Origin of the sequence: Gottfriedia acidiceleris, from assembly GCF_036421055.1 — a bacterium.
Taxonomy (GTDB): domain Bacteria; phylum Bacillota; class Bacilli; order Bacillales; family Bacillaceae_G; genus Gottfriedia; species Gottfriedia acidiceleris_C.
Window position 1 is genome coordinate 51,477 of record NZ_JAZGQS010000016.1, and the last position, 14,438, is coordinate 65,914.

The window sequence follows — 14,438 nt, forward strand, 5'->3', positions numbered from 1 at the left end:
TTATCTAATTGTCTTTCCTTTAAAAACGGGTTAATTGAATAAAAAATTACAATGCCAATCCGGATATTCCTGATTATGTTCAATAAGATACTCTTTCATAATTTTTGAATCTTCTGGGAGTTTTTTCTCTAGTGCTGACCAACCAATAAATTGAAGTTGATTTGGTAACTCCACTTGACAAGTAATTGTATCCCAAAAGTCGTCCCAATCTTCACCATAAGTATCTGGGAATGCTAGTTTTTCTTTCAATACTAAATGTAATTCACGACTATTTTTTATGAACGATACATCAATCGTAATACTTGTTTTTTCTGAATACATTATTTCTTTTAAAAAATTAATCATCATTTTTTTGATGATAAATCGATATCTATAAGCTAAATACCCTAACACATTAAATAAAGCAATTAGAATAATCCAACCAGTATGTAATCTTTTATGTTGGTAAGTATTTAAGGTTGTCCAAATAGTGAATAAGGTTAAATAGATTGAGAAGCCAATTAATAAAACAAATTTTGCAAATGTATTAAAAGACCTATGTTTCAATTCGATATACCATTCTCCATGTCCATTTCCACTAGGGAAAAAGTCAGGAGCTAACCATTTAGGGGACCATACGTTTCTTTTATATTGAAATGCTGGTTCCATGTTTTCAGCAATAAAAGGAGTCAAATTTATTCCTTCATTTATAGTTTTCATCGAACTGAATATGCTAACCTCAGAAATATAGTTAGTACTTTCTATTAAACTTTCTATTTTTTTAATTAAATCTGAGGTAATTAATTCTTTGTTATTTAATTCAGTTGCTATTTGTGTAGAAATAATTGATTGTTCTTGTGAATTTTGTTCTTCCATTATCCAAACGTAAATAAAAATTGATAGAGATAACACAAGAATCGTTATTGCTACGTAAATAATCCCTATTGCATTTAGTTTTTGATGATGAAACATTTGATTATTAATCGAATGCGCTTTCATATTAGAGTCATAAAGCTCAATCGGTACTTGCTTTGGTTTCCGTTCTGCATTTAATTCCACTTGATACCTCCCGAAATTCCATTTAATTCCATTTTACCATAAACTTAATAATGAATTAATAGAAAATAATGTGAATTTAAACTGTTCATGTATTTCATCAATTTTATATGAGGAATTCAATCTATTCATTGAAATTCAAACATTTCTTCTGCAATTAACCTACTATTCTTTTGAACAAGTGAATAATCATAATGCTTTTATTAGTCTTAAACTTGTCAATCTAATTAACTTAAATAAAAAATAGAATAGTTGTTTGAATATTTAGTTTATTGTTTAATAAGATTAAAAATACATTATTAATCTAGAAAGAGGTGATTTAATTGAATCTAAAAATAATTGTAGATAGCTCTTCTGATCTTCCAACTGAGTTAGTGAAGAAATACGATATTTCAGTCATTCCATTAAGAGTCTATGACCAATTGGAAAAAGAGTATCTTGATGGAGTAAATATACAATCCAATGAGTTAATGCAAAGAATGAAAAATGGAGAGAACTTTACTTCATCTTTACCATCATATGATGCAATTTATCAAACTTTAGTCTCATGTAGTACGGAGCAAAATTGTGTCTATCTTACTTGTTCTGGTGACTTATCTGGTACGTATAATTTTGCACAATTAGTTAAACTAGACATTTTAGAAAACAATCCAAATGCCTCAATTCATATAATTGATACTAGATCAGTATCACTAGGAATTTGTGTATTAGTTATGGAGTTAATAGAAGGCTTAAATAATAATGAATCATTTGAGAATCTAATGAAACAATTAAAACACAATATAAATAAGATCCAACATATTTTTACGATAGAGGATCTCCAATATTTAATACGTGGCGGTCGTGTAGGGAAGTTTGCCGGATTTTTAGGTGGAATGCTTAATATAAATCCGATTATGGAAGTAAGCGAAGGGAAATTTAAACCACTTGAAAAAGTACGAGGTCGAAAAAAAGCATTAAATCGTATGCTAGAATTAATAAAAATCAGAAAAGATGAGCTTAGTAAAAATGTTGGGGTTGTATATGGGGTAAAAGATGATTCTACTGAACTATTTATTAAACAATTAAAGGATCTAATTGGTTGTGAACAAATAATAGAAAACGCCGTGGGATCAGCAGTCGGTGTTCACACTGGTCCTAGTGCAATAGGAATCTTTTTTCTAGCTAATTAAGAAAATTCATTTCGACTCTCAAAGTGGTGAGAGTTTTTTTGTCTAGAAATAAAAAAATATATAGATATAATAAAAAATAGTTTGAAAGGAAATAACAACACATATCCGTCACGTATAAAAAGACATGTTTATTAATGATAATACAACTTTTGACAAAATTAAGTGTAAAAAAAAATAAAATTTGTAATTTTCAAACACAAAATTACTACTGTTTTGAATTCAGTAGATTATTCCTGTGGAAATTAATTTTAGTAGGATAGAAGTTTAAGTTGCCGCTATTTCAATGGGAAAAAACGTTGAAAAACTAATCTGATAATATTATGTGATGAAGGACTTTTGGTGGATTGTCGATTTTAACAACTGCAAATTAAATCATCAAAAGTGCAAATATAATGGCAAAAAGTACAAATAAAATTTTAAAACTGCAAACAAAATATCTAAAACTGCCATTAAGATGCTTCAATTTGTAAGAAATGTTCAAAATAAGTTTGAAATCTAATGAGTCTATTATAATAAGCTTTCAATTAGGACAAAACGAGAAGTACTTCGCAAATAATGTCCAGTTTTTTATAAATATCGATCCATTGTGTTTCCTAATTCAAACCAGGATATTTAAAAGTAATTTCACGTACCGTATTCGATTGAATAAAAATAAAAACACATATTAATCGATAAAGTAAATCAAATAACTATTTAATATTAAAATCCTATCCTAAAACTCGTAAACTAAAACATCTAAATCTCATAATCCAGCTCATATTTTCCCCTACACTCTTTCCTACCTAATCATTTTACTAAACCGTATGTAACTTTTTTGGTAAAATTAAATTGAGTAAGATTTATCATCGTCTTTTTACATAATTAAATTCTTTTATGAATAGGAGTGATGTAATTGAAAGCGTATATTTTAAGAGACACTAAAGGGCCTGAATCACTAAAATTGGAAAATGTGGAGATTGATACTGTTCTTCCGAATGAAGTGGTCATTAAGTTAAAGGCAGCATCATTAAATAGACGTGACTTTTTTATAACTCACGGTATGTATCCAGGAATGAAGTTAGATGGAATTTTAGGATCTGACGGTGCTGGAGTTATTGAAGCAATTGGTGATGAAGTAAAGGGATTTACTGTTGGTGATGAAGTTATCATGAACCCAAGCTTAAACTGGGGAGATCGTGACGATATTAATTCTAATGAATTCACTGTACTTGGAATGCCTTCTAATGGTACTTTTGCCGAATTTATTAAACTACCCGTTGAAAATGTGTATAAAAAACCTGAGTACTTGTCATGGGAAGAGGCTGCTGCAATTCCATTAGCTGCACTAACTGCATTTAGAGCATTAATGACACGCGGTCAATTACAAAAAAATGATACAGTATTGATTCCTGGTATTGGAAGTGGAGTAGCATTATATGCGTTGCAAATCGCTGTTGCATACGGGGCAAAAGTACTAGTTACATCTAGTAGCAATGAAAAAATTGAAAAGGCAATTGAAATGGGTGCGACTGCTGGTTTTAATTATCGAGAAAATGATTGGTATAAAAAACTTCGTAAAGAATTTGGATATGTAAACCTTACGATCGATGGAGTTGGTGGAGAATCATTTAATCGATTAATTGATTTGACTGCACAAGGTGGAAGAATTGTATCATTCGGTGCGACAAATGGACCAGTTCCACAAACAGTCTTGCCAAAAGTATTCTTTAAAAATATGGATATTAGAGGGACTACTATGGGAAGTCCAAGAGAGTTTGAACAAATGTTGGCATTTTTTGAAGAACATAAAATTAAACCAATCATAGATCAATCATTTGAATTTACGGATGTCATTCGTGCACTACAACGAATGGGTGAAGGCAATAATTTTGGTAAGATAACCGTTAAAATTGGTTAATTTGAATTGTTTCCTACAAGTTTGTCTTCAATCAAAAGAACTGAATTATTCAGTTCTTTTTTTTTTGCTCCTTGATAAATTACAATTAACATCATATGATTATTACAAATGTAATATTTAAAAAATTTAGTATTTTGAGTATTGTAAGCGTTTTAACGAAATCATTAACTATTTTGGGGGGCTTATTATGAAACATTCTTACTTAACTAGAGAACATGAAATCTTCCGCACGGCTCTTAGAAAGTTCTTACAAAAAGAAGCTGTACCATTTTATGAAGAGTGGGAACAAAACAAAATGATTCCTAGAGAATTCTGGGATAAATTAGGAAATGAAGGATTTTTGTGTCCTTATGTTGATGAAAAATATGGCGGGTTAGGTGTAGATTTTGGCTATTCAGTCATTATTATAGAGGAACTTGAGAAAGTTGGTTCAAGTTTAGTTGGTGTCGCTTTACACAACGATATTGTTGTACCTTATTTGACTGCTTATGCAAATGAAGAGCAAAAAATGGAATGGCTGCCTAAATGTATAACAGGCGAATATATTAGTGCTGTTGCAATGACAGAACCAGGTGCTGGATCAGATCTAGCAAATATTAAAACAACAGCGGTAAAAGAAGGGGATTACTATATCGTTAATGGTGAAAAAACTTTTATTACGAATGGTATTCATTCAGACCTTATAATCATTGCTGTTAAAACTGATACGACTATTAGACCAGCACATAAAGGAATAAGCTTACTAGTTGTCGAAAAAGATACTGTTGGGTTTTCCAGAGGAAAGAAATTGAATAAAGTAGGACTTCATAGCCAAGATACGGCTGAATTAATTTTCCAAGATGCTAAAGTACCTGTAAAGAATCTATTAGGAGAAGAAGGAAAAGGCTTCTATTACTTAATGGAAAAATTACAACAAGAAAGATTAGTAGTTGCATTAGAAGCATTAGTTTCAGCTGAAGAAATGCTGAAAGTAACAACTGAATATGTGAAAAGTAGAAAAGCATTTGGAAAATCAATTGCTGGGTTCCAAAATACTCAATTTAAACTTGTAGAATTGGCTACTGAAATTGAAATTGGTCGTACATTTATTGAGGACTTAATATATAAGCATATGGAAGGCGCAAATGTTGTTAAGCAAGTTTCAATGGCAAAATGGTGGATTACAGATTTAGGTAAAAAAGTAGCTTCAGAGTGTCTTCAATTACATGGTGGATATGGATATATGGAAGAATACGAGATTGCTAGACGATTCAGAGATATTCAAATCATGTCAATTTATGCAGGTACAAATGAAATCATGAAGACAATTATTGCAAAACAAATGGGATTGAATTAACTATTTAAATTGGAGGATCAAATTTATGAGAGAAGTAGTTATTGTTGATGCTTTAAGAACACCTATTGGTAAAAGAGGCGGCAGCTTTAGCGAAACAAGACCTGATGACTTGGCTGCAATTGTACTAAAGGAATTAGTAAGTCGAAATGAATTTGATCCAAAAGAAATAGATGATGTGATTATGGGCTGTGTTACTCAAATTGGTGAACAGGCTGGTGATATTGGTAGAGTTGCTGCTTTATTAGCAGGTCTACCAATTGAAGTGCCTGGTGTTACAATTGACCGTCAATGTGGTTCAAGTCAACAATCTGTCCATTTTGCATCACAAGCCATTTTAAGTGGAGATATGGACATAGTCATTGCAGCTGGTGTTGAAAGTATGACACGTGTACCAATGTTTTCGAATTTAAAAGGATCTAAATGGAATGAAAAATTAACGAATAGGTTTGGTGACTTTAATCAAGGGATCTCAGCAGAACGCATAAATGAAAAGTGGAATATTAGTCGAAGTGAACAAGATGAATTTGCTTACAATAGCCATCAAAAAGCATTAAAAGCAATGAAACAAGGCTATTTTGAAGACGAAATTGTTGCAGTTTCTGTTTTGAATCAAGATGGTGACCTTGTTAAAGTTACGAAAGACGAAGGACCAAGAGAAAACTCGTCTATTGAGAAATTATCAACTTTAAAACCAGCTTTTGCTGAAAATGGTTCGGTTACTGCTGGAAATGCTAGTCAAATTAGCGATGGAGCAGCAGGACTACTTTTAATGAGCAAAGAAAAAGCTCATCAATTAGGATTTAAGCCAAAGTTTCGTATTATTGGGAGAACAGTAATTGGCTCAGACCCTCAATTAATGTTAACTGGGCCAATTCAAGCAACTCAAAAAGTTCTACATAAATGTGGTTTAACAATCGATCAAATCGATTTGTTTGAAATTAATGAAGCATTTGCCGCTGTACCTTTAGCATGGCAAAAAGAATTAAATGTACCATTTGAAAAACTAAATATATTCGGTGGAGCGATCGCATTAGGTCACCCTCTTGGAGCTAGTGGAGCAAGGGTTATGGTTACTTTGTGCAATGCTTTAGAGAAAACAGGTGGACGTTATGGATTACAAGCGATCTGCGAAGGCCATGGTATGGCAAATGCAACGATTATTGAGAGATTAAATTAATAACCAACAACAAACTGGGGGATTTAAAAAATGAATATTCGTGATAGTATAGCAATCGTAACAGGTGGAGCATCAGGTCTAGGTGCAGGTACAGTTAGAATGATCGTAGAAAATGGTGGGAAAGCTGCGATATTCGATTTAAATGAAGAAAGAGCTGCTAGTTTAATTTCTGAATTAGGTGAAGAAAATGTTTGTTTCGAAAAAACAGATGTATCTTCAGAAGAGAGCGTAAAAAATTCAATAAGTAATGTTTTAACTAAATATGGAACTTTCAATACAGTAGTAAACTGTGCAGGTATTGTTTTAGCTGAAAAAGTAATTAAAAGAGACGGAATTCATTCATTAGAATCTTTCCAAAAAATCATTAATGTAAACCTAGTTGGTACATTTAACGTTATTCGTTTAGCAGCTGAACAAATGATTAACAATGAACCAAATGAATTTGGTGAAAGAGGTGTAATTATTAACACCGCTTCAGTAGCAGCATTTGATGGTCAAATGGGGCAAGCAGCTTACGGTGCATCAAAAAGTGCAGTAGCTGGAATGACATTACCAATTGCTAGGGACTTATCAAGATACGGCATCAGAGTGATGAGTATTGCTCCTGGAATTTTTGAAACACCAATGTTTGATGTATTACCAGAAAAAGCTAGAGAATCATTAGGAAATATGGTTCCATTCCCATCACGTCTAGGAAAGCCATCAGAATACGCACACTTAGCGAAAAGCATTGTTGAAAATCCAATGTTAAATGGTGAAGTAATCCGTTTAGACGGTGCAATTCGTATGCAGCCAAAATAATAGTGTTTACATGAGAGGCAGGAAGAGCAAGTTAACTTGTTCTCCTGCTTTTTTGTTTATTGGTTGAAGTTGATTTAAATGAGTGAACTATTTGAATTTAATCCATATTTAGAGGAATTCTTAATATGGTGGAGTGAAGGGAAAATAAGAATTTAATTGAAACTAACACGTGTGAAAATCAAAACTACTAAAAGCTCTTTTTTATTAGAAACTAGTAGATAAGATGCATTATGAAGTGAAGTTTTCATAAGTCTTTTGATTGATTACCATTTTTTTACTTTATGATAAAATTAAAATTACCTACACATGCAGGAGAAATAAACATGAAAAATCCAGTCAGTGCAATGTACATAATATTTGGTCTATTAATTGTAACTTTAACTTATTTTACTAATTTTGTTGGTCCTGTTATACTAAGAGGCTTTGGTTGGATCTTATTCGTTGTAGGGATTCTTAATCTGTTCTCAACGTATTTTAATTCAATCCAAATTCCTTTAGCTGATTTATTTAATACTGAAGAAAATGAAAAAAATTAAATTTAACTATCGCATCCGATAGTGATAATCTGTTTGAGAAAACGACCCATTTGAGTCGTTTATAAAATTACTTTTTATTATAAAAAAGGTCTGGTTTTCCACAATTAGGGCACTCATATAAATAATGTTCTTGTATTTCGCTACTAATATTTGAATTTTCGTCATTAATGGAAACGTTTGAATGACAGTTTGGACAACTAATGCTTGTTTTAGTGGATTTGTTTTTTTTATTTTCCATCTTCATTCATCCTTTCTTTATCTGGTAAATCTTTTTTATTTTACCCATTAAATGATATAACTTATTAAATAAAATCAAAACCGCTTAAGGGGATAAATATTGATAAGAAATGAAAGAAATGAATAGATAGAATGATTTTTTGAAATCGTATAAATTACAGTTATTCACAAATATTTTTTGAAAAATATATTTTTATCTAGAGAGGCGGTATTAAAATGGAAACATCTAATAAAGTCACAATAAAAGCAACTATTAAAGCTTCAATCGAAAAAGTATGGGAATTTTGGACAGAACCTGAACATATTAAAAAATGGAACAGTGCCTCAGACGACTGGCATACACCTATTGCGGAAAATGACTTACGTGTTGGCGGGGAATTCCGATCAAGAATGGAAGCAAAAGATGGCAGTTTTGGATTCGACTTTGGTGGGATTTATGATGAAGTTAAAAAATATGAGGTTATTGCATATACGCTAGGTGATGGAAGAAAGGTTAATATCACATTTAGTAGTAAAGGAAACGAAACAGAAGTAATTGAAACATTCGATCCTGAAACAACTAATCCTGTTGAGTTTCAACAACAAGGATGGCAAGCAATTCTAGATAATTTTAAAAGATATGCAGAACAAACAAACTTATAAATATAAGAAAAATCAGAGAATGATTTGAATCATTCTCTGATTTTTGATTTATAAAGCTATATTTAAATCCAAAATAGAAAGGTTTCGCCAAAATCATTAGCTAAGTTTTTTGTTGAAGAAAATAAACAGGAATCATCAATGCATAAATTAAAGTCTATAGTAGCATACGAATGGAAAAGTATAGGCGCAATTATATTATTTACGATTGTAATCGTTTCAATGTGGTCTGAACATGATTACAATTTATACTTTTGGTTACTTATAATTTCGCTAATTATTTCTATATATAGGACAGTTATCAATATTTTAGTAATTTATAAAAGTACAGATTTTTAAGGAATACATATTCAAAATTAAAAGGGCTATTAAGGATAGCCCTTTTAATTGTCTCGACCTAGTTAATGCTAGAAATCAAAGGATCGATATTCACTTTCCAAGGAGAGATCGGTGATGTTCTCACCAAGGTTAAAGAAAGTTTAGTCCTTATTCGACCCTTATCTTTTATAAAGAGATTAACCTCAACTGGGATTTCAGATTCTAAAGAGGATGGCTCTGATTCCTTCGTCTTGGACAAAGTCCATTGTATCGCTTCTATTTTTTTAATTTTCTTAAGATAATTTTTAATATTTTTTTGATTACTGATGGCGATTTTTTTAACCAAGCCTTTATCTTGGTTTTTAATTGAAACGAACAATACATTTAGCAGTTGGGAAGGTGGTAGGTTGTTCATATATTCATTAATCTTTCCAGCAGCTTTAAGGATCATCACATGGTGAGAAAAGTCTGCTTTACCTGTCCGATGTGTTGTGCTTCCCATAAAATGAATGCAAAAATGACCACAGAAACCGTTTGGAAGCGAACCTGCGCCATGGGGCATTCCGTGCATAGATGCAGGGATTAGGTTTTCATCTGCTAAAATTAATACAGCCCTTCTCCTCCAACTCCAGTTCCCATCATATATTTCCTTCATTATCTTTGTATCTTCTCTTGTTAAGGGCTGAACATCTGCATGTCTACTACCAGCTCTTCTTTGTACATTAAAGCTCTTGCCAGTTTCCACATCGATTACAGTGAACAACGAGTATTTTGGGATTATTTTGTTAACAGCTTCCCAATCCTGAATTTCTATTTGAAAGCTAATTGGGGTGAGTACTGGTTCATTTCTCGCAGCATAAGTAAAATCTGTAAAGCAAATTAATGAAAGGAATAGAATTACAATAAAAGCAACTTTTTTCACAACTAAAAATCAACTCCGATGTTTTTGTAATGGATAACATCTATTTTGTGTTATTTTTTAGAAAAAAAAGCTAATAAAAATTTGGAAATATAAGAGAATTAGTTTTTATAGTGATTTACTCAATAACTAGAAACTGTTTAAAAATTTCTTATTGAACCAACGAGTGCTTAGTTCAAAAAACTGTCAAGGAACTACTTACCAACTTTTCGAATTATTAACTGAAAAAATGCTAAACGAAAATCATAACAAGGGAGGAAAAAGAACGAAGTACCGGAAAAAGTGACTGAGTTTTTATTAAACTATTCACCTGATTATTTAATTGATTTACTCATCCCAATCTATATAAAAGGACAAGAAAGTGGTGAATTCTTAAAGGAAGATCCACGGAAAATATTAGTATGGTATTTTAATGTGATAAATAGTTTAACGATTCAAGATCTAGTTGATAATATATTTGGTATACCCACTCCTGATTTTTTGATGAAAATGTTAAAGGCTTAATAAATATTCGATGATTCAATTTAAAATACTCAGTATAGATGTTCTTAAGGGTTGTCTAATTAGATAGCCTTTTTTTAGTCCAAAATCAACTTTTTAATTTAACTAAATAAAAAAATTCCATAATTGAAATAAATATGGATATTTAAGTCATTTTATTCAAAAAATACTCTTATGCCAAACATAGTAAGAGGAATCTATGAAAAAAATATTTAAATTCATATTTAAAATGTTAGCACTCCTATTTTCACTATTGGTCATCTTATTTGCATTAAATGAGATTGAAATGGAGAAAGCCCAAAAAAAGAATATTTTTGCTGAAAAGCCAATAACATATCCAATGGGATACAGTGATTTGTCGATTTATACGAACGGCAGGACTTTAAATAAGCAATTATTTCAAGATATTAAGAATGCAAAAAAGGAAGTACATATCTACTTTTTTTCAGTTTCTAATGACCGTGTTTCACATGAATTTTTAGATGTTTTGAAAAAGAAGAGTGATGAAGGAATACCAGTTTATTATGCTGTTGATCGTCTTGGTGGAATTTTATTAGAACGGAAAGAAAGAAAATCTTTAATCGATCATGGAGTACATTTTACATATTTTAATAAACCCCAATTATCCTATTTTTTTGCATCGATCAACAACAGAAATCATCGTCGGATGACGATTATTGATGGAGAAATTGGTTATATTGGTGGGTTTAATATAGGTAAGAAGTATATAGATGAAAAAAAAGGGTTAAAACCTTGGGAAGATGTTCAGCTTAGATTAGTGGGCAGCGGTGTTGAAGGTTTAGAGAAACAATTTGTACATGATTGGAGAAAAAATTCAGACCAAAAAATTAATCAAATGGAGATCAGTAAAAAAAATGGAAGAAGCCAGCATCAATTTGTTTCTTATACTAAAATAGGAATTCAGCAAGAATACAGTAAATTGTTTAAACAAGCAAAACAGTCTATAACCATTTATTCTCCATATTTTATACCGAATAATAAGGTGATTTGGAATTCATTATTAGATGCGGCGAATAGAGGAATTGAAGTAAAAATATTATATTCACATAAGTCAGATGCACTTTTAGTACAACAAGCAGCATTTCCATATATAAAGCAAGCTTGGAAAAATAACATAAAAGTGTATGGGTTTAAAAAAGGTATTTTTCACGGAAAAGTAATGAAAATTGATGATAAAGTTTTAATGATTGGCACTACAAATTTTGATTCGAGGTCATTTCATTTAACGGATGAATTAAATTGTTATATTTACGATCAACAATTTATTAAACAGGTAGAACCAGAATTAGACGATGTATTTAAACATGCTTTTAAAATTACGCCTACTTATATTAAAAATTTACCGTTTAAAGAAAAAATAAAGGAAAAAATAGCGAAAGTATTTGAGTTTTATTTATAAAAAAACTAGTTGTACTTAATTTATCGATAAAGAATACAATAAAAAAATAATGAAAGATTAATCAAGAATATTGGTTAATCTTTTTTATTTTCATATTTTTATAAAAATACAATTGATTTTATATTTATTCATAATTATAATGAAGAATATAATTTTATAAAAGGGGTTAATTATATGAAAGTTGGTATTATTGGGGCAACCGGTTATGGTGGTCTAGAACTCATAAGATTACTATCAATGCATCCGGAAATAAGCGGAATGAATTTTTATTCAACATCAGATTATACAGAAGATTTGACTACTTATTATCCACATTTAGCTACTAATACTAGTGGGGCAATAAAAAAGTGGAATAAAGATAAATCTGTTTCAGAAAATGATATTTTGTTTTTTGCGACACCACATGGAGTAAGCAGTGAATTAATGGATGAAATCGATTTTTCAAAAACAAAATTGATTGATCTATCAGGAGATTTTCGATTAAAAAAAGAAGAAACATACCAAAAATGGTATAAACATACACATCCTTGTTTTTTAAAAACGAACCAATTTACATACGGATTATCTGAACTTAATCGAGATGCAATCAAAGAATCCAATAATATTGCTAATCCGGGATGTTATCCAACAGCAACACTACTAGGAGTCGCGCCATTATTAAAGGCAGGAATTGTACAGAAAAATTCGATAATAGTAGATGCTAAATCTGGAATTTCTGGTGCAGGCAAAACGGCTAATCAAACGACTCAATTTATGAATCGAAATGAAAATTTAACAGCCTATAAAATTACTGAACATCAACATATACCTGAAATTGAACAATTTATTGGATCAATCGATTCAACACAGGATTTTATTACTTTTACACCACATTTAATTCCAATGACAAGAGGAATTTTGTCAACAATTTATGTTACTTCAACACGTGAAATTAGTAATGAAGAATTAAAAGAAATCTATAACCAAAGTTATGAAGATTCGTATTTTGTGAGAGTAAGAGATGGAGTACCTTGTACAAAAGATGTTTATGGTTCAAATTTTTGTGATTTATACGCTACTTACGACAAACGTACAAATCGAATCACAATAGTTTCTGTCATTGATAATCTTGTTAAAGGGGCGGCAGGTCAGGCAATTCAAAATATGAATTTAATGCTAGGTTTACCAGATGAAACAGGTTTACAATTTACGCCAATATTTCCATAAGGAGAGATAAAAGATGATAACGAAAGAAAAGAATATAAAAAAAATTAATGGAACAATTACATCACCAAATGGTTTTTATGCTAGTGGAGTTCACGCTGGACTACGTTATAAACGTAAAGATTTAGGATTAATTTATTCTGAGAAACCAGCATCAGTTGCGGCAGTTTATACATTAAATTTATTTCCAGCTGCACCAATTGCAATAACAAAAAAGAGTATTGCATATCGTAATAAGCTTCAAGCAGTTTTAGTAAATAGTGGTTGTGCAAATGCATGTACAGGTAAAAAAGGTGAAGATGATGCCTATTTAATGAGAGCATGGTGTGCTGATCACCTTGATTTACCAGAACATTTAGTCGCAATTGCATCAACTGGTGTAATCGGTGAATATTTAAAAATGGATCGATTAAAAAGTGGTATTGATATGTTAACGATTGGTAAAAAGTTGGAAGATGGAGAAGATTTTGGGCACGCAATTTTAACGACAGATACCGTTATAAAAACTACTTGTTATGAAGTATTGATTGACGGAAAGATCGTAACGATTGCTGGTACAGCTAAAGGTTCTGGAATGATTCATCCAAATATGGCAACTATGCTTGGTTTTGTGACAACTGATGCTACGATTAGTTCTGGCCAGTTACAAACATTATTAAAAGAAGTGACAGATAAAACATTTAATCAAATTACAGTTGATGGAGATACTTCTACAAATGATATGGTCCTGGTTATGGCAAATGGAGCTGTTGAACATGAGGAATTAACTGAATGTCATTCAGATTGGACTAATTTTGTAGCTGCATTTCAATTAGTTTGTGAAGACTTAGCTAAAAAGATTGCTAGAGATGGTGAAGGGGCAACTAAGTTAATTGAAGTAAATGTAAATGGAGCTTCAAGCCAAAAAAATGCAAATCAAATTGCGAAAGCGATCGTCGGATCAAATTTAGTAAAAACCGCCGTTTACGGCGAAGACGCTAACTGGGGAAGAATTATCGGTGCAATTGGATATAGCGGTGTTGAAGGTAAATTTAATCAAATCGATATCTCCATTAATGGTGTAACAGTATTATTTGGTAGTAAACCAGTTGAGTTTAATGAAGAAGAGGCTAAAAATGCTTTGAAAAATGAAATGATTTATATTGATGTCCATTTACACGAAGGTGATGATGTTGGTACTGCATGGGGCTGCGATTTAACTTATGATTATGTGAAAATTAATGCAAGCTATCGCACATAAGGGGGAA

At 31.2% G+C, this 14,438-nt stretch carries 13 protein-coding genes; 11 read left to right on the forward strand and 2 right to left on the reverse strand.

The genetic code is table 11. From position 1 onward, the window contains the following. Positions 1 to 30: 30 nt before the first annotated feature. Positions 31 to 1,038 (reverse strand): barstar family protein, encoded by a 1,008-nt coding sequence (locus RAH41_RS22705; protein ID WP_419471633.1) that lies wholly within the window; start codon positions 1,036 to 1,038, stop codon positions 31 to 33. Between the two features lie 320 nt (positions 1,039 to 1,358). Here RAH41_RS22705 and RAH41_RS19580 point away from each other — a divergent pair, with 320 nt between their 5' ends. The 7 genes from RAH41_RS19580 to RAH41_RS19610 all read left to right on the forward strand — a co-directional run bounded on the left by RAH41_RS19580 (position 1,359) and on the right by RAH41_RS19610 (position 8,833). Continuing rightward, positions 1,359 to 2,207 (forward strand): DegV family protein, encoded by an 849-nt coding sequence (locus tag RAH41_RS19580; protein ID WP_331224915.1) that lies wholly within the window; start codon positions 1,359 to 1,361, stop codon positions 2,205 to 2,207. Positions 2,208 to 3,099: 892 nt separating this feature from the next. Further along, a complete protein-coding gene (locus RAH41_RS19585; protein WP_331224917.1) occupies positions 3,100 to 4,104 on the forward strand; it encodes an NAD(P)-dependent alcohol dehydrogenase in 1,005 nt (334 codons plus the stop codon). A 187-nt stretch (positions 4,105 to 4,291) separates the two neighbouring features. Beyond that, a complete protein-coding gene (locus RAH41_RS19590) occupies positions 4,292 to 5,440 on the forward strand; it encodes an acyl-CoA dehydrogenase family protein (protein WP_331224919.1) in 1,149 nt (382 codons plus the stop codon). Positions 5,441 to 5,465: 25 nt separating this feature from the next. Continuing rightward, positions 5,466 to 6,617 (forward strand): thiolase family protein, encoded by a 1,152-nt coding sequence (locus tag RAH41_RS19595; protein ID WP_331224920.1) that lies wholly within the window; start codon positions 5,466 to 5,468, stop codon positions 6,615 to 6,617. Positions 6,618 to 6,647: 30 nt separating this feature from the next. After that, entirely contained in the window at positions 6,648 to 7,418 is a 771-nt protein-coding gene (locus tag RAH41_RS19600) for a 3-hydroxyacyl-CoA dehydrogenase (protein ID WP_331224922.1), read from the forward strand. 323 nt (positions 7,419 to 7,741) lie between these two features. Then, positions 7,742 to 7,954 carry a hypothetical protein gene (locus tag RAH41_RS19605; protein ID WP_331224923.1) on the forward strand — a complete coding sequence of 71 codons (213 nt, stop codon included), beginning with the start codon at positions 7,742 to 7,744 and terminating at the stop codon, positions 7,952 to 7,954. A 453-nt stretch (positions 7,955 to 8,407) separates the two neighbouring features. After that, positions 8,408 to 8,833: an SRPBCC family protein gene (locus RAH41_RS19610; protein ID WP_331224924.1), complete on the forward strand. Its 426-nt coding sequence runs from the start codon at positions 8,408 to 8,410 to the stop codon at positions 8,831 to 8,833. Positions 8,834 to 9,227: 394 nt separating this feature from the next. Here RAH41_RS19610 and RAH41_RS19615 read toward each other — a convergent pair whose 3' ends face one another. Next, entirely contained in the window at positions 9,228 to 10,070 is an 843-nt protein-coding gene (locus RAH41_RS19615) for a hypothetical protein (RefSeq protein WP_331224926.1), read from the reverse strand. Positions 10,071 to 10,349: 279 nt separating this feature from the next. On the opposite strand from RAH41_RS19615, the gene RAH41_RS19620 reads away from it, so the two are divergent. The 4 genes from RAH41_RS19620 to argJ all read left to right on the forward strand — a co-directional run bounded on the left by RAH41_RS19620 (position 10,350) and on the right by argJ (position 14,431). Then, on the forward strand, positions 10,350 to 10,571 hold the full coding sequence (locus RAH41_RS19620; protein ID WP_331224928.1) for a hypothetical protein: 222 nt from the start codon (positions 10,350 to 10,352) through the stop codon (positions 10,569 to 10,571). 196 nt (positions 10,572 to 10,767) lie between these two features. Further along, positions 10,768 to 11,988, forward strand: coding sequence for a phospholipase D-like domain-containing protein (locus tag RAH41_RS19625; RefSeq protein WP_331224930.1), 1,221 nt, complete (start codon positions 10,768 to 10,770; stop codon positions 11,986 to 11,988). Between the two features lie 174 nt (positions 11,989 to 12,162). Continuing rightward, on the forward strand, positions 12,163 to 13,194 hold the full coding sequence (gene argC / locus RAH41_RS19630; protein ID WP_331224932.1) for an N-acetyl-gamma-glutamyl-phosphate reductase: 1,032 nt from the start codon (positions 12,163 to 12,165) through the stop codon (positions 13,192 to 13,194). 13 nt (positions 13,195 to 13,207) lie between these two features. Further along, a complete protein-coding gene (gene argJ, locus RAH41_RS19635; RefSeq protein WP_331224934.1) occupies positions 13,208 to 14,431 on the forward strand; it encodes a bifunctional ornithine acetyltransferase/N-acetylglutamate synthase in 1,224 nt (407 codons plus the stop codon). Positions 14,432 to 14,438: the final 7 nt, after the last annotated feature.